Here is a 20044-nt window from a genome sequence, read left to right as displayed (position 1 = left end):
CGCTCCTGGTCGACCGGTTGCGAGGTCAGCGGGCTGTCGAGGTCTTACACCAGCCGATCAGCCTGCCCCACCCGGACGGCGTCACCTCGATCGCGCCACCCGGGTGGCGCGCAACAGTCGGGGCCGCGGCATCTGCCGACGGCCCCGCTGTTGGAGCGTGCGCGGACGCCGCAGTGCTGAGAAGTCACAGTCACGGCGGGATCGGCGGCCGCCACCTGCTCGACGGGTGGGTAACGCCCGCCTCGTCGCTGGCTCCGCTCGAATCCACGGACGATCGCAGATCTCCTGATAGCCGCCGACCGACTGCCGGCGGACGGACGACTCAGTTGCGGCGCCCTCCGGATGCTTCGTGGACGAGCCACTCAACCCGGCGGGCCACCTCAGACGGCAACGGCAGGGCGGCGATCTCCTGGGCGAGCGCGCGCGCGGCCGCAGCGTACCCGGGATTGGAAACGATCTCCTGGCAGCTCTTCGCGATGGCCTCGCTCGTGGCTTCCTCCGGAGAGAGCACGATTCCAGCGCCCACCTTGGCGAAGCGGCGGGCCATTTCGTTCGCGCGGTGCTGACTGGGGTCGGGAATCAGGACCTGGGGCACCCCGAAGCTCAGCGCTGTCATCATGGTGCTGCCGCCCGACTGGTGCACCAGGACATCGCATGTGGGTGCGAGGACGTCCAGAGGGACCCAGCCAACCAGGACGTTCTTCAGCCGTTCGCGCAGGACGGGGGCGGCGTCCTCCGTCACCGGCACCACCACCTCCGCATCCAGAGCACTGACGTTCTCGACGATGGCCTGGAGAAAGTCATACTGGTTGTAGTTCGCCACGCCCGTCCCGACGGTCACGCCGATCCGGGTGTCCGCTCCCCGCGTGTACATCCACCGTTCCAGGCGGCACTGCGTGTTGCCCGGGATCCACCGCATCATCTGCGCGGCTGCGGCATCCGGCGGACGTAGGCTCGGTGGCGTGATGTCGATCATCATGTCCGGCTCGGGGAGGCGGTCCAGGCCCAGCTCCGCCAGCTCCGCCTGGAGCTCCTCCGTCGCGCCGAGGTCCAGCAGCTGCGGGCCGTGGATGTCCCATGCATGGCGCACGTAGGGCACACCGAGGCGCTTCGCCAGCAGCGGGGCGGCGTAAGAGGCCATGCCGCCGATGATGACGTCCGGGCGCCAGTCCTCGGTGAACGCCAGCAAGGCGTCGAGGGTCACGGCCTCCAGCCGCGCGTACCAGTGGCCCGACTGCTGCTCGCGCGCGATCGGGTCCTCCGGAATCTGCAGCAGCCGGCTGTCGCGCGCGATGATCTCCCGCGCGGTCAGATTCGGGTCCGTGGTCCGCACGGCGGAAAGACCGACCCCCGCGATGGTCGGGATCAGCTCATCGAGCGAGGCTGTCATCATGACCTGATGCCCCGCGTTGCGCAGGGCCGTCCCGAGCGGGACGTGGCTGAATACCGTTGACTGGGCAATCCCGGCGAGAATTAGAGCCCGCACATCGTCCTCCCACTGGTCATCAGGTTCTCTTCGAAGCCAAGTTTGAACAGGTGGCGCCCGCGCACCTACAGACACGTGCCGGATCAGGCTTGCCGACACTACCAGGCGGTGTCATCACCAAAGTGGATAGTCTGAGCCGGCTGGAAGTGGGCCTACCACGTTGGGGGATGCCGCGCCGCGCTGGCACTCGTAGTCTATTTCGAAGAGTTTTAGGAAGGAACGGCGGTTATGCCGCGAGCCGGGATCGAGTGGACGCGTGGCCGCCGTTCCGGCTTCAGCGAAAGGTCCAGCGACAGCCCGCACTCGACCGTAGGGGATACGACATGGTCGAATCAGCCCGATCGCGCCTGCTGGAACAGGTGCGCGGCTACCACGATGTGCAGGACCCCGGACCGGCGCCGTTCATCCCGGGGCAGACTCCAATCCTGTCGTCCGGGGCGGTTTTGGACGCCGATGACAGGGAGGCCCTGGTGGCCGCCGCGCTTGACCTGCGGATTGCCTCCGGCGGGATCACGGCGAAGTTCGAGTCGTCCTTCGCCAGGACGCTCAAGCGGCGCAAGGCGCTGCTGACGAACTCCGGGTCGTCGGCGAACCTACTGGCGCTGAGCACGCTGACCTCGTCGGAGCTGGGCGACGAGCGGCTCAAGCCGGGTGACGAGGTCATCACGGTCGCCGCCGGATTCCCGACCACGGTGAACCCAATCCTGCAGAACGGCCTCGTACCGGTGTTCGTCGACATCGAGCTCGGCACGTACAACACGACGGCGGAACTGGTCGATCAGGCGATCTCCCCGCGCACGCGCGCGATCATGATCGCGCACACGCTGGGCAACCCGTTCCCGGTCGCGGAGATCGCCGAGCTGGCCGAACGGCACGGCTGCCACCTGATCGAAGACAACTGCGACGCCGTCGGCTCGACCTACAACGGCAGGCTCACCGGCACGTTCGGCCGGTTCTCCACCGTCTCCTTCTACCCAGCGCACCACTTGACCATGGGCGAGGGTGGCATGCTGCTGTCCTCAGACATCAAGCTGGCCAAGCTGGCGAAGTCATTCCGCGACTGGGGCCGCGACTGCTGGTGCGAGCCCGGCGAAGACGACCGCTGCCTGAAGCGGTTCGAACTCCAGCTCGGTACGCTCCCAGAGGCATACGACCACAAGTACGTCTTCTCCGAGGTCGGCTACAACCTCAAGAGCACCGACATCCAGGCCGCACTCGGGCTGAGCCAGCTGGCCAAGCTGCCCGACTTCATCGAGGCGCGCAAGCGCAACTGGCGCCAGCTGCGGGAGGGCCTGGACGGCCTGCCTGGCCTGCTCCTGCCCGAGCCAACGCCGGGCAGCGACCCGAGCTGGTTCGGCTTCATCATCACGGTGCTGCCGGACGCGGGCTTCGACGTCGCGGACATCGTCGGCTATCTGGAGGGCCGAAACATCCGCACCCGGCGGTTGTTCGCGGGCAACCTCACCCGTCACCCCGCCTACCTGGGCCGGCCACAGCGCATCGTCGGCTCGCTGGCCAACAGCGATACGGTGACCGAGCGGACGTTCTGGATCGGCGTCTACCCGGGCATCACCACGGAAATGATCGAATACGTCATCGGCACGCTCAAGGAGTTCGTCGCCTCGCGCTGAATGAGCGAGCTCGCTCAGCGCGCCGTCCGCGGCAGCGGACGGCGCGCTGTGTCACGCGCTCGTCCGGAGCTGGTGCCGTGTCGGGCAACCAGGCATGCCGAACGGCTTGCTGCGCTGATGCACTTCACCTCACAGACGTCGTCGGACGTGCCGGTGCAGTTTCTGGTCCAGTGGGACGACATGACGCCGCGAGACCAGAGCCTGGCATTGTTCGATGCCCTGGCCTCGGCTGAGACGCTGCACGCCGACGCCGGCGGGCACCGCGATGTACCCGTCGATCGAAGTGGACAGCTCGCTGAGGATCATCGCCCGGCGCCTGAGCTGGCGGAGAGCGCAGTGCTCCTCGCGATGGCCGGAACGTCGAGCGGCGGGTGGCAACGAAACCACCCGCCACGCCGCCGTCATACCCGGCCAGACGCGAGCTCGCTGATGTCTCCGTCGAGCTCGCCCGCCGCGTGCATCACGTGGAGCTGGTGGGCGTCCCGAGCGGTATCGTCTCCAACTCCCACCTGGGGCTGCGGAAGCTGCCCGCCAGGCTGGTGCGCAGGTAGGCGAGACGCCCAAGGTGCTGGCCAGATCCTGCGGGCGGTCGCCATCACTCGATCGGCGAGTCCACGCGCTCGCCGAGCCCGACCAGCGACGTGCGCAACGCCTGGCCGAGAAAGTCCAGGTCGGCATCCGTGGCGTTCAGCGGCGGCGCCACCAGCAGGCCCTCACCACTGCCATCTCTGCGGTATCCGACGAACGGGTACAGCAGCAGGCCGTTGCTCCTGGTGATCTTGAGGGCGTCGCCGACGGTGCCCGGGGCCAGCTCGATGCCGTGGAAGTAGCCAAGGCCACGCACATCCGTCACGATCGGCAGATCCCGCGTCACCTCGGCTACGATCTGACCCACCGCCGCGCCGCGTACCTGGTCGCGGTCAAGAGCACCGAGCTCGTCCAGTACCGACAGCACCGCGAGCCCGACCCGGGCCTGTAGCGGGGTCGCGGACATCGTCCCCATGAGAGGCAGCCATCTGCCGCTCGACAGGATGTCCTCGGCCAGGTCGGGTGCGATCATCGTGGCAGCCAGTGGGATGAAACCCGCTCCGAGCCCCTTCGCCAGCGTCACGATGTGCGCCTCTGCGCCCGGCGCGTGGTGCGAGCCCAGCGGGAGCCCAGTGCGGCCCAGGCCGGTGAGCACCTCGTCATGGATGAGAAGGACACCGTACTCGTCGCAGATCTCGCGGACCGCCCGCAGATATCCCGCCGGCGGAACGTACCCGCCTCCGGTCGTGCCGTTGACGGGCTCCATCAGCACCGCGGCGACGGTCTCCGGACCAGCCGTGACGATGGCCTCGCGTACGGCCTGCGCGCATTCCACTCGGCAGGCAGGAAAGGGACAACCGAGATGCTGGCCGGGGTAGGGCGGATCGAAGGCCGGTCCAATGCCGAAGCTGTCGTCCTCGTGCGGCCTCCGAGAGCGGTGACCGGACAGGGCGAGCACGAAAGCGCTGTTCCCGTGGTAGCCCAGCGACCCCGTCAGCACCTTGTGGCGGCTCGTCTCACCCCGTGACCGCTGCGCGAGTCTGGCCAGCGCGATGGCGGCCTCTACGGCATGCGTGCCGGTGGGGGTGAACATGACGCGGTCGTCCGGCCTGTGCACGGCCCGCGCAGTGGCGGAGGCCAACTGCTCCATGTGGCCGGCCACCAGCGATCCCGGGCTGGCGTAGGTGCAGATCCCCGCCTGGTCCCTCAGTGCTTCTACCACTGTGGGATGGGCGTGGCCGATGTTCACGTTGATGATTCCACTCGATGCGTCGAGATAGCGCTGACCGTCGGAGGAGAATATCCAGGATCCATAGGCGTGGGTGTAGGAAATCGGTGGAATCTGTAGCCGCGCGGCCAGGAGCTGCGGCGAGGCCTTAGCACTAGTCGTAGTCACGGGCGGGATCCTACTGGCACCTCAACCCCAGGCCCACTGTTCCAGACGTCAAATAGCTGCATGCAAAACTCCTGCCATGTTCGTGTGTCAGCGGACCGGCCCGTGATCGGGAATGAGCTGTCTGAGCATGGAATAGCTGAGGGGGCGGGGCGTCTCCGATTCGTCGGCCAGCACCGGCGCCCTCATACCAACTTCTCCGTCCGGATGGCGTCCGCCTGCTCGATGGGGTGATCGCCGTGAAGCCTCGCTTTGGTGCGTATATCGTTGACAAGGACAGCCTGCCGCAGAACGCTGCCATTGTCGGGGAGCTGTCCCGACCGGACGGCCGTCGCGAAGGCGCTCACCGAGTTCGCCACCTGGTCGTCGGGCGCCAACCGAATCTCCTGAACGCCCGACTGACGCTCCAGGCGCACCACCGGGACGTGGTCGGCGGGTGGGGTATAGGCATGCTCGACGACGATTCGTCCCTCGCTGCCCCAGAGCTCGTAACTGGACCGGTAGGAGTGGTCGAGGCCGAAGGTCACCTGCGCTCCCACGCCGCCGTCGGTACACAGCAGCGCCTGCCCGGAGGTCTCGACGGGATGGCCGTGAGGGAGGGTCAGAACCGCCGAGAGGACGTCCAAAGCGCTGCCGCCCAAGAAGCACATCGCCGCGCGGACCGGATACACCCCGGTGTCCATCAGGGCACCGCCCCCGAGTTCGGCGCTGTAGCGGACATCGTCGACCGGGCGCCTCGGCACGCCGAACGAGGCGTGGAAGGCGCGCAGGTAGCCGATCGCGCCGTCTTCGAGCTTGTTCCGCACCACCGCGTGCTGGCTGTGGTGAAGGAACATCATGTTTTCCATGAGCACCAGACCGCGGGACCGCGCCGTGGCTATCAGCTCGGCCGTCCGGGACACGCTGGTGGTCAGCGGCTTTTCGGCCAGCACGTGCTTGCCGGCGTGCAGGGCGTCCTCGATCCAGCTGGCATGCATGGCGTTCGGCAGCGGAATGTAGACGGCATCAGCCTCATCGAGGTCCAACAGCGCCTCGTAGCCCTCGACCGCGCGGCAGCCGTAGGTCCGGGCGACCTCCACGGCCTTGTCGAGGTCCCGGCTGGCGACTGCCGCGATCTCGATCTCGGGAAGGGCGGCCATGGCGGGGAGCATCTTCCGGCGGGCGATGCTCGCGCATCCCATGATCCCGATTCGCACGGGAGTCACAAGATCTCCTTCCCTAGTGTCATGGCAGGCCTGCGGCAGTCCCCGCCGGGACGCAGACTTGGCGGCCGTGCCGGACCAGCGAGGGCGACCCCCACAACGGACCGTCGCTGGCGGAGCCGTGTCGAGCCTCAGACCGGCGATGGTCCCTTGGGGATAGTAGGACAGCTGTGGCTCGACCGGCATCCCTAGTTCTGATAGGACGCCGGCCGGTTGCACTGCTCGCGGAGCCATCAGATCGAGGGATACCGGGTCGATCGCGCCTGATCTAGCGTACCGATGAATCACGCAGGTCGCTGTTGATCGAAGGGTGGTCAGGCACATGGCAGAGCTCGACCACTGCGTTGACCGGCGGCGCTCCGCCGCGGTGCTGGGTGGCGAGGCACCACCGGACGTGCTGCGGAGCAGTGATGCCCCGTCGGCCGGGGGACAGGCTGAACACGGCAGCCCTGCACCGAGCGGCGTGCCATGAGTGTCGGGTAGCGACAGGCACGGCCGGCGTCAACCCCAGGGCATGGGCGGCCTGCTCCGCCCCGCTCCTGAGGAGAGGCTTCAGCGACCGGGACCCCGATCTGTGGCACTGGCACCTCACCGCCATCCACCGGTTCCGGGTCGGCTGACCCCGACGAGTAGGCACGACATCGAGGGGATCATGTGATCGACAGCGCGAGCGCGACACGCACAGATGCGAAGACGGTACGCTCCGGACGGGCCATCGCCTCGGCCGACAACGCGATCACTTCCATGGCGGACTTCCACTCCTGGTTCAACGCGCGGACCCGTGCGAACAGCTTCCGGGTGGATCGGATTCCGTTCGCGGAACTTTCCGGGTGGAACTTCGATCCGGACACGGGAAACCTCCTCCACGAGAGCGGGCGGTTCTTCTCCGTGGAGGGCCTGCGGGTCCGGACCAACCGGCCGTGGGTGAGCGAGTGGGGCCAGCCCATCATCGTGCAGCCGGAGATCGGCGTGCTCGGCATCCTCGTCAAGCGGTTCGACGGTGTCCTTCACTGCCTGATGCAGGCCAAGATGGAGCCGGGCAACATCAACGGCCTACAGATCTCTCCGACCGTGCAGGCCACTCGCAGCAACTACATGAAGGTCCACGGCGGCGCGGGCACCAAGTACCTCGAGTATTTCCGCCCGGACTCCCGCGGCAGGGTGCTGTTCGACGGGCTGCAGTCCGAGCAGGGGTCGTGGTTCCTGCACAAGCGCAACCGCAATATCGTCGTAGAGACCAGCGACGACGTACCGCTCGACGAGGACTTCTGCTGGCTCACCCTCGGCCAGATCCGCCGCCTGCTGTTACTCGACCACATGGTGAACATGGACTCCAGAACGGTCCTGTCCTGCATCCCGCCAGCGCTGACCGGGCCGAACGACAGGGACGCCGGCGACGACTCGTTCACCCATGCGGTCCTGTGTTCGCTGTCCGGTCACGGCAAGGCCCTGCACGCCGACGGGAAGATCCTCAGCTGGCTCACCGAGGTGCGAGCCGGCCAGGAGCTGGTGCAGAGCCGGGTGCCGCTCAGGCACCTTGCCGAGGACGGCTGGCGCCTCGGCGCCGACGTCATCGACCACCGCGACGGCAAGTACTTCGACGTCGTCGCGGTGGCCGTACAGGCCAGCAATCGCGAGGTCGCCGCGTGGACCCAGCCGCTGGTGGCCCCCAAAGAACCCGGTCTGCTCGCCTTGCTGGTCAAGCGGATCGGTGGCACGTTGCACGCGCTGGTCCAGGCCCGTAGCGACGCGGGCATGCTCAACATCGCCGAGCTGACCGCCACCGTGCACTGCCAGCCGGGCAACTACGTTGACGTGCCAGCGGAACACCGCCCGCCCTACCTCGATTACGCGCTGGCGGTACCCGCCTGCCGCGTCCGGCTGGATGTCATGCACTCCGAGGAGGGCGGCCGCTTCCACCACGCCCAGAACCGATACCTGATAATCGAGGTGGAGGACGAGGACGACCTCGCCGAGTCCCACGACCGGTACCTGTGGACCACGCTGCACCAACTCACGTCGCTGCTGCCGCACAGCAACTACCTGACGGTGGAACTGCGCAGCTTAATGGCTAGCATGCGAAGCCTGACTCAGCGCTTCTGACAGACACAGGGAAGGCCCTCCATTCTCACCACCACCTGGTGCCGAGCCGGCGCAGGCGGCGGTGGCAGCGTCGACAATCAACTCGCCGAGTTGCCCGTTGCCCCGCTGCCGGTGGGGCCCGTCCCCGCCGGGTGGCGCGATGTCACCCTCGGGCCTCCTCGACGGGTGCCGCGTCAGGCGGCCCGCGGCGGCACGCCGGCCGACACCGGGGCCCGCAGCTGGTTCCGCAGGTCGTCCACCAGGTCCCTGGTGTCGCCTGGTCCGCTCACGGCACCGAAGACGTGGTAGTCGGGACGGACAAGCAGGGAGGTCGCCCTGAACTGCGCCAGGTATGGGTGGTAGACGTTATCCACATCCACCACGCCGTGCTTCGGTGCGTCTCCGGGTGGTAGCAGCCGCACAACGTGTGCGTCGAGCTCGGCGAGGAAGGACAATCGGTCGTCGTCGAGCGCGGCGTGCGGGTCCTCGGTGGTCAGCAGGACGAAACCGCGGCCGACGACGTCGTCGAACAGCCCGGTGGCACCGTGCAGGGTCACTCGTCCCTGCGGTACGACCGCACCCGCCGGTGGCTCGGCCGCGTCCGCTCCGGGCCGTCGGTGGAGTAGCCCGTCCGAGAGCGACTTCGCCGGCTCCGGCCGGTTCGCCGGCTGCCCGCGGCGGTTGGCCAGCACCGTGGCGTCCCGCTCGGCGGCGGCCGCCGGGTCGGTCACGCAGATCACCCTCCCCAGCTGGACCGAGGCCAGGATCGCCGCCTTGGCCTGTGCGCGGCGCTCCTCCGTGTAGGAGTCCATAAGCGACTCCGGCGCCAACCCGCGGAGGGTGAGGTCGAGCTTCCACGCCAAATTGACGACGTCCCGGATGCCGGAGCACATGCCCTGCCCGGCGAACGGCGGCATGAGGTGGGCCGCGTCGCCGGCCAGCAGGATGTGACCCACCCGCCACTGCTCGGCCCACCTGGCCTGGAAGATGTACGTGGTGCTGCGCAGCAGGGTGGCGGTGTCGGGGCGCACGCCGAACGGTGCCAGCAGGCGCCACGCCGTCTCGTCCTTGTTCAGCTCGGCCGTGCTCTCGCTGGGCAGGCGCATGAATTCCCAGCGCCGTCGCCCTGGACCGCTGCCCACCTGGGTCGTGGGCCGCGCCGGATCGCAGATCTGCACGTTCGTTGGGACGAACTCACGCGGCTCGTGCAGTTCGACGTCGCAGAGCAACCACTCGTAGGAGAACCCGAGGTCCGTGACGGAGACGTCGAGGTGGTTGCGGACGAAGCTGTTGGCGCCGTCGCATCCCACCACCCACCGCGCGGAGAGGGGCCGGGTGGCGCCGTCCTCGTCGGTGGCGAGCACTTCGACCAGATGGTCGCGGTCGGTGACGCCCACGACCTCGTGTCCGCGCAGCACGGTGATGCCGGGAAGCGTCGCCACCCTGGTCGCGATGAGCTCCTCGAGGGCCGGCTGGTGCATTGTGTTCGCGTCCGGCCAGCCGTACGGGCCGGTCGTGCTGAACGCGATGTCCAGCAGCGTCTCGCCGGCGGTGGTGCGCCACTGGTAGCCGCTGGCCGGAGCCGTGATCCGGCCGAGGTCCGGGCCTATCCCGGTGGCAGCCAGCAGACGGGCGGTCTCGCCGTCGAAGCTGGTCGCCCGGGGAAGCCGATACGGTCGGGGGCGGCGTTCGAGCACGGTTACCCGCCAGCCGCGTTGGGCGAGCAGCACCGACAGGGTGGCACCAATCGGCCCGTTGCCAACGATGACGACGTCCGCGTCCGTCACGGAAACCTCACAGGTCGACGCTGTGTAAAGGGCGGAAACAGTGACCCGTCATCGGGTCGAGCCGGTTGATGTGAAGCTGACCAATGCTCATCGGGTCCGTCGTTCGCCGGTTGGTGTCCTATCCACCAGTTCCCGCTTCAGAGTCCCGATCACGTTCTCGCTCTGGTCGATGAGGAAGAAGTGCCCCCCCGGGAGAACCTTGAGGTCCGTCGGCCCGGTGGTGTGCTCGCTCCAGGTGTGAGCCTCGTCAATGGACACCCGAGGGTCACTGTCGCCGGTAAGAACGGTGATGGGGCAGTCCAGTCTCCGCTCGGGGTCGTGGCGGTACGACTCGACGGCGTGGTAGTCGCTGCGGACGGCCGGCAGGATCATCTCCAACAGTTCCGGGTCGGCCAGCATGGCCGGTGCGGTGCCGCTCAGGGCCCGGAGCTCGGACACGATCCGGGCGTCCGACAGCTGGTGCACCCGCTCGTCGCGGTAGCGGGACGGGGCCCGTCGACCGGAGACGAAGAGGTGCGCCGGTGACGGCAGTCCGGCGTCCCGCATCCGCAACGCCACCTCGTAACCGAGGACCGCACCCATGCTGTGCCCGAACAACGCCAGGGGACGGTCGTCCAGGTGGCGCAGCGCGTCGAGGATCTGGTCCGCCAGATCCGGGATGTTGCCAACAGGCGGCTCGTGGCGCCGCTCCTGGCGACCCGGATACTGGACCGCCAGGACCTCCACCGCGGGGGCGAGCGCCTTGGACACCGGGTGGAAGAAGCTTGCCGAGCCGCCGGCGTGTGGCAGGCACACCAGACGGGCCACACAATCGGGCGCCGGGTGGAACCGGCGCAGCCACTTCTCGACATGCTCCGCAGATTGAGGCACGGCCAGAATTCCTTTCCGGGATGTCCGTGGCGGTGTGACTTCACGACGCCGGGGGTCTTCAGACGGCCTTCTGCTGGTGGTTGCTGGTCCGGCGCATCCGGGGCCGCCGCATGTGCGGGCCTCTCCTTGGGCGGCATCGCGAGGGACAGCTCCGGGATCCGGGCGGACATCCCGGGTGGTGCACCTCCGCCTTCCGGTAGGCCCGCCCGTGGCCACCAGTGACGGGTCTACCTTCGGCCACGCGAACTGGTCCGGGTTCTCGGGGAGGACAAGCACCGAGATCCCGATCAGGTTCTTCGCTGTCTGCCCTCGGGACGTCACGAGGCTGAGGAGAGTCCCGACCGTCGAGTCCGCCGGCGGGTTGCTGAGGGGCGCGGGTCGGCGGTCATGTGGCTCTTCCTTCCGGGTCGGAAGGCCGACGATCCGCCGGCCTCGGACGGACGCGCTGCGGCCCCTCTTCGCCAACGATAGGGATGAGCCGGGCCGCCGAGCACCCCTCAACCTGGTAGCGCCAGGAAGCCACCGTGCCTGGATCTGCTCCAGCAGCGGTGCGATCGCCGGACTCGTCCTACGGCACCCTGCCATCAGGCCGGTGACACCGCAGACCCCCAGCTCATTAACACCCTCAGGCGCCTACGCGAAGCCCCGCAAAGCTGTCTTGATCACGTCCGACCCGAAGTGCTTGGCGATGGTGGCCTTGGAAATCAACGACCGACCCTCGTAAGAGCCACAATTGGAAGAAGTTCTCCGGAACTTTTCGCCGAACTCGTAGCGGCAAATGCTTTGACTTCTTGAATCTGTCGGCGGCTCGGTGTCGACGCTGCGCCTTCTTGGGTTTGCCGGAGTGGTCCGCCCGCGAGGCCGCCCGCTGGAGGCTCGGATCTTGCCCCATGGCCGTGGTGTCGCGTGATCCTACCTGCGACTACACCCGCACCAAGGCGCTTTCGCACCTGCTGCTGCGCCGGCGATGATAGATATCCTCCTATGCAGTGTCAACGCTTAGCCGATTCTCACAGGAGCCTAGTAGTGCGCAACGCTGTGACCAGCGGAGATGTTGATCGCGAAGCACTTCGCAATCTCCACTGGACGCAGGGCCTCGCCGGTAGTAGTGTCGGTGATGGGTTAGCTACTACAAGTAATTGCCCATAAGGCAATTATTTGAGATCTGCTGGGGGGATTCTTGTCGTCTTTGTTGACGCTGGCGTATGCCAGCGCGGAGATTCCCTGTGACCGAAGCCGTTACGCGCCGCGGGTGTCTTTTCCTCAACATCCGTTTGTCGGATGCGCGGATGATATCCCGGCGAGCTCGTGTGAAACCGCCGTTCTTTTCCGCCGCTCCGCTCTGTCGTGGTACGGCGGGCGGCTCGACGCGGGATTGCAGTATTCGGCGGCGGCAGTTGGTGTCAGATGTGAAAGAGGTCACGAGTTCTGTGAATTGGCCCCCCTGTGGCACGTTGCGTTGCTGACCAAGGCCAGGGAACTTGAGGCTGGCTGGCAGGCGATCAACTCCCTTGAGGCGCGCAGGGACAAGTCGAATTCGCAACTCATGACTGCGACGACGCTCATCATTCGGGGTGAACTGCTATTCGCCATGGGCTGTGCCGACGACGGTCTCGCCGAGGTCAACGCGGGGCTGCGGATCGCAGAGTGTTGCGATGCCCGGTCGTTGCTGCCCACCGGCTACGTCGTGATGGCACTCGCAGCGCTCCGCCGGGCGGACATGAGAACCTGCCTTCAATTTGTGGACAAGCTGACCGGTGAAGCCCTGCTCGGCTACTTCGGGCAGGCTGCGGGGGCGTGGGTGACCGCTCAGGCGGCGGAGGCACGTGGCGGGGTGGACAGGGCGGCTGGTCTCATTGCTGGAATAGTCACCAATCACCTTGTTCTTCGTCAGCTTCTGGTCTCCGAGCCGGCGGCGGCTTCGTGGCTGGTTCGCGCATCCCGCAAGTTGGGCGCCCAGGACCTCGCGGAAGCAGCGGTGGCGGCGGCCGATGCGGCGTCAGCCGCACATCCGGGTTTCAGTGTCGTTCGAGGGGCGGCGTTGCACGCCGCCGGCCTGCTGGAGGAGGACTCCAGTAAATTGCTTGAGGCGGCGAATATCTATCCTGATCGGTGGTGCGGGGCGTCCGCGCGGGAGGACCTGGCCGACTTGTTGGCCAAGCGACGCTCCGAACGGAACGACACAGTCCGCATCTTCGAATCGGCTCTGCATTCCTACACCGCGGTCGGTGCCGCGCGTGATGCTTCCCGGGTCGCGAACAAACTCCGCGAGTTCGGCGTGCGACGCGGCGTGATCCGGACCGTGGAGCGTGAAGGCCATTTGCCACACGGACTCACCAACACGGAGTTCGCGGTCGCGGAGCTCGTGAGCCAAGGGCATACCAACAACGAGGTCGGCAGGCAGCTGTTCATCTCTCGGCACACCGTGGCTTTCCACCTCAAGAAGGTGTACCAGAAGATGAGCCTCACATCGCGGGTCGAATTGGCGGCCAGCTGGAGATCCAGGCAATTGCGGAATGAGTCCTAGGATTATGGAAGATGATGGTGGAGGGGCACTGGTGAAAAAGCCGACGCCGAACGAGATTGGTCAAGGCTATGACGTGTTCGCAGATCTGCTAGACCAACTCTGGGGCGAGAATCTGCACCACGGCTACTGGGACGACACGTCCGACGACGTGTCGGTGGAGGACGCCGCCAATCGGTTGACCGACAAACTGACCGGACTACTGGCCATTGAGCCGGGCGATCGCCTGCTCGATCTCGGTTGTGGCATCGGCGAGCCGGCCATCAGGCTGGCCACGGCGCACAAGATTGAGGTTGTGGGGGTCTCGATCAGTCGGCGGCAGGTGGAACGGGCAACTGATCGCGCTGCGTCCGCCGGCTTGGCCGACCGATTGTCCTTCCAGTTGGCCGACGCGATGGACCTGCCATTCCCGGATGACTCGTTTGACATCGTCTGGGCACTGGAGTCCCTGCATCACATGCCAGATCGGGGCCATGTTCTCCGTCAGGCAGCCAGGGTGCTGCGACCCGGGGGGCGGATGGCGATCGGTGACTTCATGCTGCTCCCGAGCGCCGACGGGTACGGAGCTGGCGCCGCCCGTGTCAAGCAGGCCAGCAAGGGTGTCCTGTCGGTCGTTGGACTTGACGAGTACCTGTCCGTCATCCGGGCAGCCGGACTCGTTCCCGAGGCCACCGAGGACGTCAGCAAATACACCCGGCCGTCATGGGCCAAGGCGGCGGAGCGGTTCGCGGCCTTGCGGGAACAGGCCCTGCCGCACATCGGGGCGGAGCAGTTCGACCTCACGCTCTCCAGGTTCCGCGCATTCAGCGAGGAGCCGGCGTTGGGGTACGCCCTTCTGACTGCCCGCAAGGCCGCCTGACCATCCACGATCCGCTGGTCGTGGCACGTGACGAGGTCGCGGGCTGGTGGGCGGCGAGATAGACCCCACACCAAGTGAACACCGCATTGCCCAGGCAGTGGGGAGCACGGCCCTTTCTCCACTATCGACATCTCCCAGGTGGGATCATGCAGACGACAGAAGAGACGTTACGAGGCCTTTTCGGCAGGATGGTCGGGGACGAGAAGCACCTGTGGGCGGCAGCGTCGACGCTGAACGCCATCTGGGTGCTCTACGATCGTGTGCTCGACATCTCGCCGGCCAACATCGACGACCCCGACCGGGACAGGTTCTATCTCTCCAAGGGCCACGGACCGATGGCCTACTACGCCATGCTCGCCGCGAAGGGCTTCATGGCCCCCGAAACGCTGGACACCTGGACGCAACTGGGCTCACCGCTCGGCCTTCACCCGGACCGCATGCTGGTGCCCGGCGTGGAGATCAGCAGTGGCTCGCTCGGCCACGGGCTCCCGCTCGGCGTGGGGACCGCACTCGGGCTGCGTGCCGAGGGGCGGCGCTCCCGCGTGGTGGTGCTGATCGGTGACGGCGAGTTCGACGAGGGCAGCAACCACGAGGCCATCGCGATCGCCGGTCGCCTCGGGCTCGATCGCATCACTACGGTCGTGATCGACAACCGCTCGGCGAGCCTTGGCTGGCCGGATGGTATCGCCAGGCGCTTCGAGGTGGAGGGCTGGCGCGCGACCACGGTGGATGGGCGCGACAACGACGAGCTCTACCGAGCACTGACTCAGGAACCCGACGGACGGCCGCAGGCCGTGATCGCGGAGATTCGCCAGACCCGGGAAGGGAGCGCGGCATGAGCACCCAGGTGGACCGGAAGCAGATGCGCGCCGTCTTCGTCGACACCGTGATCGAGTCGCTGGCCACCCACGAGAAGCTGGTCCTGTTGACGGCGGACATCTCGTCGTGGTCGTTCGACGCGGCCCGGGAGACCTACCCGGACCGGGTGATCAACGTTGGGATCCGCGAGCAGGCGATGATCGGCATGGCCGGTGGCCTGGCGCTGAACGGCTTCCGGCCGGTGGTGCACACCTACACGCCGTTCCTGATCGAGCGTCCGTTCGAGCAGATCAAGCTCGACCTCGGGCACCAGGATGTCGGTGCTGTGCTGGTCAGCATCGGTGGCTCCTACGACGACCTGGCGCGGGGTCGGACCCATCAGGCGCCCGGCGACGTAGCGCTGCTCGACACGCTGCCCGGCTGGACCGTGCACGTACCAGGGCACGAGGACGAGGCCGAGAAGCTGATGCGGAACGCACTGTCCGGCGAAGGGCGGGTCTATCTGCGGCTGTCCGACAAGGCCAACCGCGAGGCGATGCCTGTCCTGGACGGCTTCACCGTGCTGCGCCGAGGCGGCGCCGGCGTGGTGGTGGCGGTCGGACCGGTACTGGACGACGTGCTCGCCGCCACGTCCACGGCGGACGTGACGGTGCTGTACGCCTCCACGATCCGGCCGTTCGACCACGCTGGCCTGCGAGCGGCGGTGGCCGACGCACGACCGAACGTGGTGGTGGTCGAGCCGTACCTGCGGGGGACCTCAGCACACGAAGTAGCCGAGGCGCTCGGTGACGTGCCACACCGGCTGCGGTCGCACGGGGTGCGGCGGGACCAGGAGGTGCGTGCCTACGGCAAGGCTGCGGACCACGACCGGCTGCACGGCCTGGACGCCGCGAGCCTGGCTGAGTCGATCAGTGACTTCCTCCGATAGCCCCTCTGCCGGGCAGTGGGATCCGGATCCTGCTGTCACTGGCCGGGTCGAACGGCCTTGAGGTCGATCGTGGTGGTGTTGGTGGCGTGACGGACGTGGGTCGTGCTGGCTGCAGATCGGCGAGCACGGCCCGGTCGAGGCTCCGACGAGGTCGATGGTGGTTGTGGCGATCCCCCCGACGGCTGCTCGTCACCACGCTGGCCAGCAGTGTTGACGAGTTGTAGGCGGACGCCGTGCTGGGGCCTCGGCGTGATCTGCCCGGCAGGCAGGTCACGCTGACCGACGTACCGTTCCGGGACCATGTCCTCCGGCTGCGCGACGGCACCGCCGAGGCGGCCTGCCGTTGGCCGCCGTGCACCCTGGATGCGACGAGTGACCTCCACCTGGAGACAATCGGCGTCTTCCCGCGCCTGCTCGCCGTTCCCGAGCGCCACCGTCTGGCCGGGGCGGCGGGAGGTGACCGTCGACGATCTCGCCGGTGAGCCGCAGGCGCCGCTGCCGGCCGACGTCGAGGCCGCCGTCGTCGCGCGCCGGGCCCGTCGAGCACCCGCCGGTTGACCGCCGGTCCCGGGCACCGCTGCGGCCTGCCCGGTCGCGCGCGTCCGCCCCAGCTACTCGATCACCCCCGCTCACCCGCCGGAGCGGGACCCGGCCCGATTGGGGTCGTACCGATCAGCAGGGCTGGTCGGGCGGGTGCTGCGGCGATCGGCGCAGGGCGACCCGGGTCAGCTCCGCCTTGTTGCCCACGTGCAGCTTGGCCCGGATCCGCTCCACGTAGGTATCCACGGTGGCCTTGCTGACGCCCATCCGGGTCGCCGCCTGTGCGTGGGTGAATCCTCGGGCGATCAGATCCAGGGTCTGCTCCTCGCGCGGCGACAGGCGCACCTCGGCCTCGGCCGGCGCGCTGAGCAGCGTCTGCATGATGTCGGCCAACTGGGAGGAGAGCCAGAACCCTCCGCCGGCCACCAGCTCGACGGCGGCCACGAACTCCGCCGGTTGGGCGTGTTTGGTGAGGTAGCCGCGGGCGCCGGCCCGGACCGCGCCCAGCACGTCCTTCGGCGCGCCGGACGCCGACATCACCAGCACCCGGGCACGTGCCGACAACCGGGTCACCTCGGGCAGGCAGGGGCGCTGGTCGTGGTAGAGGTCCAGGACGATGACGTCGGGCAGCGCGTCGGGCGCGTCCACCAGCGCGGCCGGCGAGTCCACCGAGGCGACCAGCTCGAACGTGCCACTCTCGGTGAGGGTGGCCTGCACCCCTCGACGGGCGATCGGATGGTCGTCGACGATGGCGACGCGAATCATCTCGCGATGCCGTTCCGGCCCGTTGTCATCGGTCGCTGTCACATCGTCTCCGGCCCGCCGCGTCCACCGATCGACCGGCCCCGCCGGTCGACGCGCCCAGCATGACCCCGTCCCGGCGCCGGTGTCACGTCGGACATGTGCACCACGCGGCTGTGGTGCGACACGGTCGACGAATCACGGATCCTGCCCACACTTCGACAGCTGGCGATGCTTTCGGTGCAGGTCGTCACCCGACGGCCCTTGGACAGCGGGAGCTGCTCATGTCTGTTCGTACCCGTGTCGTCAACGCGGTGGTCGCGCTGGTCACCGCGCTGGCCGCCACGTTGCTCGGCCTCGGCGGAGTCGCGCACGCGACGACCGGCACCAACGACTACCCGTACGCGGGGTCGGGGGTGGACCAGGTGGACCGGTGGAACTTCTACACCCGGGAGTGCACCTCCTTCGTCGCCTGGCGGATCAACAACGACGCCCACGTGAACTTCACCAACCAGTACGGCGGGGTGACCTGGGGAAACGCCAGTAACTGGGCCAACGCCGCGCGGCAGACCGGCGTGCCCGTCGACGGGACCCCGACCGTGGGATCGGTGGCGCAGTTCCCGCCGGACGTGGACGGCGCCGGCCCGGCGGGCCACGTGGCCTGGGTGATCGGCGTCGGCAACGGCACCGTCACCGTCGAGGACTACAACTACGCCGGCCCGTGGAACGGCAACGCCTACCACGTGTACGGCCAGCACACGGTTGCCACCGCCGGTCTGAACTTCATCCACTTCGGTGGTGCGGTCGGCACCCCGGGCGGCCCGGAAACCTGGATCAACCCGGCCACGAACAAGTACCTCGACCTGGACCACTCCTCGGCCACCAACGGCACCAAGATCCAGATTTGGACGGGCAACAAGACCGACGCCCAGTGGTGGATCCGCAAGAGCAACGGCGACGGCTACTGGCGGCTCACCAACAAGGCCACCGGCAAGTGCGTCGGGGTGGGCGGCGGTCGCACCGACGACGGCGCCCCGGTCGTCGAGTGGGACTGCAACGGCCACGCCGACCAGCTCTGGGCCTGGGAGAGCAGGGGCCGGACGGTCAACGGCTGGCCGGTCTGGCAGATCCGCAACCGCAACAGCGGCAGATGCCTGGACATCACGGGCCGGGGCACCACCGACGGGACCCCGCTGCAGCAGTGGAGCTGCGGCGGCGGCGCCAACCAGGAGTGGTACTGACCTGACCTCGCTCCACCGGCGCCCCGCCCCCTCCGGGCGGGGCGCCGTCCTTGCCCGTCGCACCATCCATAGGGGACGATCTGAGCGGATCGATTGCCGAGCGGGCGGGATGACGACATGGCCCAACGGGGCTCGTCCGGGCCGGGTGGCCAGGGTCAGGCGGTGCGCTCCGACCGTCGACCGGCGCCCACCGCAGGGCCGACGCCGTCCGTACCGGTGCCCACTCTCGGGGCCAACGGGCTGCGCGCCGAGACGGTGCTGACCCGGGCGGCGGTGCTGTTCCGGCTCGGCGCCCTGGCCCAGCTCGCCCTCGCCCTGCCCGCGGTGGCGGGCCAGCTCCCCGACCTGGGCGTGGCCCTCGTGCTCGCGCTGGTGGTGACCGGGGAGTCGCTGGCCCTCAGCACGTACTGGTGGCGGAAGCGACGGGTGGACCGCCGTACGCTCACCGCCGACGTGCTGTTCTGCTCCGTCGCGCTCTACGCCGAGGCCTGGCTGCCGACGTCGTCCGGCCTGCACACCTGGGCCTTCTTCATGTATCCGTTCACGCTGCTGGCGGCGATCGCGATCGGCATCGGCTATCGGCGGCTCGGCCAGGTGCTCGCCGCGGCCGCCGTGCTGATGGTGGCCTACTGGAGCGCCCGGCTCACCGTGCAGGGGGAGTCGTTCGGCAACTTCATCCCGGACTCGCTCAGCTACGGCATCAACGCCGTGGTCACCTTCCTGGTCTCGAGCGGGGTGCGCCGCTCCGGCGCGGTGGCCGACGCCGCCGAGGAGCAGGCGATGGCCCGTGCCGCCGAGGCGGCCGCCCAGCGGCAGGCGGCCGAGTACGCCCGGGTGCTGCACGACCGCGCCCTGCAGACGCTGGAGATGCTGAGCCGGGACGCCACGCTCACCGACCCGGAACTGCGCGCCCACGTACGGGACGAGGCGGTGTGGCTGCGGGCGCTGGTCGAGGGCGGCCGGCCCGGGCCGACGGATTCCCTCCTCGGTGTGTTGCACGAGGTGGTCCGTGAGCAGACCCGGCGCGGACTGCGGATCGACCTCAACGTGGTGGCCCTGCGGGCGGGCCCGCCCGGCGCGGACCCCGGTCCGGGTGCCGCGGCCGCCATCGGCGGCGCCGTCCGGGAGGCGCTCACCAACGTGGCCAAGCACGCCGGGGTACGCAGCGCGGTGGTGCGCGCCGCGCGGGATCCCGGCGGCCGGCATCTCGTGGTCAGCGTCGTCGACAACGGCGACGGGTTCGACCCCGGCGCCGTCGAGGAAGGGCTGGGCCTGCGGTGTTCCATCCGGGAGCGGATAGCGGCGGTGGGCGGTCACGTGTGTGTGACGAGTCAACCCGGCGCCGGCACCGACGTGGAGCTGTGGATCCCGATCCGCGACGAGCCGGCCTGACCCCGCCCGCGCGGCGCGAGG

Annotated in this window: 15 protein-coding genes; 8 read left to right on the top strand and 7 right to left on the bottom strand. The window is 68.3% G+C overall.

Annotated elements, in window-relative coordinates:
- Nucleotides 1-322 precede the first annotated feature (322 nt).
- On the bottom strand, nt 323-1486 hold the full coding sequence (locus tag ACFY3U_RS13640) for a glycosyltransferase (RefSeq protein ID WP_387200060.1): 1164 nt from the start codon (nt 1484-1486) through the stop codon (nt 323-325).
- Nucleotides 1487-1809: 323 nt separating this feature from the next.
- On the opposite strand from ACFY3U_RS13640, the gene rfbH reads away from it, so the two are divergent.
- Nucleotides 1810-3117, top strand: coding sequence for a lipopolysaccharide biosynthesis protein RfbH (gene rfbH / locus ACFY3U_RS13635; protein ID WP_387200057.1), 1308 nt, complete (start codon nt 1810-1812; stop codon nt 3115-3117).
- Nucleotides 3118-3246: 129 nt separating this feature from the next.
- Here the strand turns inward: rfbH and ACFY3U_RS13630 are convergent, their stop codons facing one another.
- The 3 genes from ACFY3U_RS13630 to ACFY3U_RS13620 form a co-directional block, all read right to left on the bottom strand.
- Complete coding sequence (locus ACFY3U_RS13630) at nt 3247-3423, bottom strand: hypothetical protein (RefSeq protein WP_387200054.1); 177 nt, start codon at nt 3421-3423, stop codon at nt 3247-3249.
- A 289-nt stretch (nt 3424-3712) separates the two neighbouring features.
- The gene (locus tag ACFY3U_RS13625; RefSeq protein ID WP_387200051.1) at nt 3713-5041 is read right to left on the bottom strand and encodes an aspartate aminotransferase family protein; all 1329 of its coding nucleotides are present in this window, start codon (nt 5039-5041) and stop codon (nt 3713-3715) included.
- Nucleotides 5042-5223: 182 nt separating this feature from the next.
- Nucleotides 5224-6243 (bottom strand): Gfo/Idh/MocA family protein, encoded by a 1020-nt coding sequence (locus tag ACFY3U_RS13620; RefSeq protein ID WP_387200047.1) that lies wholly within the window; start codon nt 6241-6243, stop codon nt 5224-5226.
- A gap of 651 nt (nt 6244-6894) precedes the next feature.
- Between ACFY3U_RS13620 and ACFY3U_RS13615 the strand changes: the two genes are divergently transcribed.
- Nucleotides 6895-8343 carry an NDP-hexose 2,3-dehydratase family protein gene (locus ACFY3U_RS13615; RefSeq protein ID WP_387200044.1) on the top strand — a complete coding sequence of 483 codons (1449 nt, stop codon included), beginning with the start codon at nt 6895-6897 and terminating at the stop codon, nt 8341-8343.
- 173 nt (nt 8344-8516) lie between these two features.
- On the opposite strand, the gene ACFY3U_RS13610 is transcribed toward ACFY3U_RS13615, so the two are convergent.
- Both ACFY3U_RS13610 and ACFY3U_RS13605 read right to left on the bottom strand, forming a co-directional pair.
- Nucleotides 8517-10109, bottom strand: coding sequence for a bifunctional 3-(3-hydroxy-phenyl)propionate/3-hydroxycinnamic acid hydroxylase (locus ACFY3U_RS13610; protein ID WP_387200041.1), 1593 nt, complete (start codon nt 10107-10109; stop codon nt 8517-8519).
- Nucleotides 10110-10196: 87 nt separating this feature from the next.
- Nucleotides 10197-10979: a thioesterase II family protein gene (locus ACFY3U_RS13605; RefSeq protein WP_387200038.1), complete on the bottom strand. Its 783-nt coding sequence runs from the start codon at nt 10977-10979 to the stop codon at nt 10197-10199.
- Nucleotides 10980-12171: 1192 nt separating this feature from the next.
- On the opposite strand from ACFY3U_RS13605, the gene ACFY3U_RS13600 reads away from it, so the two are divergent.
- The 4 genes from ACFY3U_RS13600 to ACFY3U_RS13585 all read left to right on the top strand — a co-directional run bounded on the left by ACFY3U_RS13600 (nt 12172) and on the right by ACFY3U_RS13585 (nt 16109).
- Entirely contained in the window at nt 12172-13506 is a 1335-nt protein-coding gene (locus ACFY3U_RS13600; RefSeq protein WP_387200035.1) for a LuxR C-terminal-related transcriptional regulator, read from the top strand.
- A 31-nt stretch (nt 13507-13537) separates the two neighbouring features.
- Entirely contained in the window at nt 13538-14362 is an 825-nt protein-coding gene (locus ACFY3U_RS13595) for an SAM-dependent methyltransferase (RefSeq protein ID WP_387200032.1), read from the top strand.
- Between the two features lie 188 nt (nt 14363-14550).
- Nucleotides 14551-15201 (top strand): thiamine pyrophosphate-dependent enzyme, encoded by a 651-nt coding sequence (locus ACFY3U_RS13590; RefSeq protein ID WP_387200624.1) that lies wholly within the window; start codon nt 14551-14553, stop codon nt 15199-15201.
- A complete protein-coding gene (locus tag ACFY3U_RS13585; protein WP_387200030.1) occupies nt 15198-16109 on the top strand; it encodes a transketolase family protein in 912 nt (303 codons plus the stop codon). Before ACFY3U_RS13590 ends, ACFY3U_RS13585 begins: the two co-directional genes overlap by 4 nt.
- Before the next feature lie 672 nt (nt 16110-16781).
- Here the strand turns inward: ACFY3U_RS13585 and ACFY3U_RS13580 are convergent.
- Nucleotides 16782-17414 (bottom strand): response regulator, encoded by a 633-nt coding sequence (locus tag ACFY3U_RS13580; RefSeq protein WP_387200028.1) that lies wholly within the window; start codon nt 17412-17414, stop codon nt 16782-16784.
- Nucleotides 17415-17674: 260 nt separating this feature from the next.
- Between ACFY3U_RS13580 and ACFY3U_RS13575 the strand changes: the two genes are divergently transcribed.
- The gene (locus ACFY3U_RS13575) at nt 17675-18631 is read left to right on the top strand and encodes an RICIN domain-containing protein (protein ID WP_387200025.1); all 957 of its coding nucleotides are present in this window, start codon (nt 17675-17677) and stop codon (nt 18629-18631) included.
- A gap of 162 nt (nt 18632-18793) precedes the next feature.
- Complete coding sequence (locus tag ACFY3U_RS13570; protein ID WP_387200022.1) at nt 18794-20023, top strand: sensor histidine kinase; 1230 nt, start codon at nt 18794-18796, stop codon at nt 20021-20023.
- Nucleotides 20024-20044: the final 21 nt, after the last annotated feature.

Origin of the sequence: Micromonospora sp. NPDC000089 (assembly GCF_042899365.1) — a bacterium.
Taxonomy (GTDB): Bacteria; Actinomycetota; Actinomycetes; order Mycobacteriales; family Micromonosporaceae; genus Micromonospora.
The sequence above is the reverse complement of the archived record's forward strand: the minus strand, read 5'-3'. Positions and strand labels throughout refer to the sequence as shown.

What these genes read in the sequence shown, in the direction of transcription:
- ACFY3U_RS13590 (WP_387200624.1), top strand. Translation starts at nt 14,551, where the DNA reads ATGGTCGGGGACGAGAAGCACCTGTGGGCGGCAGCGTCGACGCTGAAC.
- ACFY3U_RS13585 (WP_387200030.1), top strand. Translation starts at nt 15,198, where the DNA reads ATGAGCACCCAGGTGGACCGGAAGCAGATGCGCGCCGTCTTCGTCGAC.
- ACFY3U_RS13630 (WP_387200054.1), bottom strand. Translation starts at nt 3,423, where the DNA reads ATGATCCTCAGCGAGCTGTCCACTTCGATCGACGGGTACATCGCGGTG.
- ACFY3U_RS13580 (WP_387200028.1), bottom strand. Translation starts at nt 17,414, where the DNA reads ATGATTCGCGTCGCCATCGTCGACGACCATCCGATCGCCCGTCGAGGG.
- ACFY3U_RS13575 (WP_387200025.1), top strand. Translation starts at nt 17,675, where the DNA reads ATGTCTGTTCGTACCCGTGTCGTCAACGCGGTGGTCGCGCTGGTCACC.
- rfbH (WP_387200057.1), top strand. Translation starts at nt 1,810, where the DNA reads ATGGTCGAATCAGCCCGATCGCGCCTGCTGGAACAGGTGCGCGGCTAC.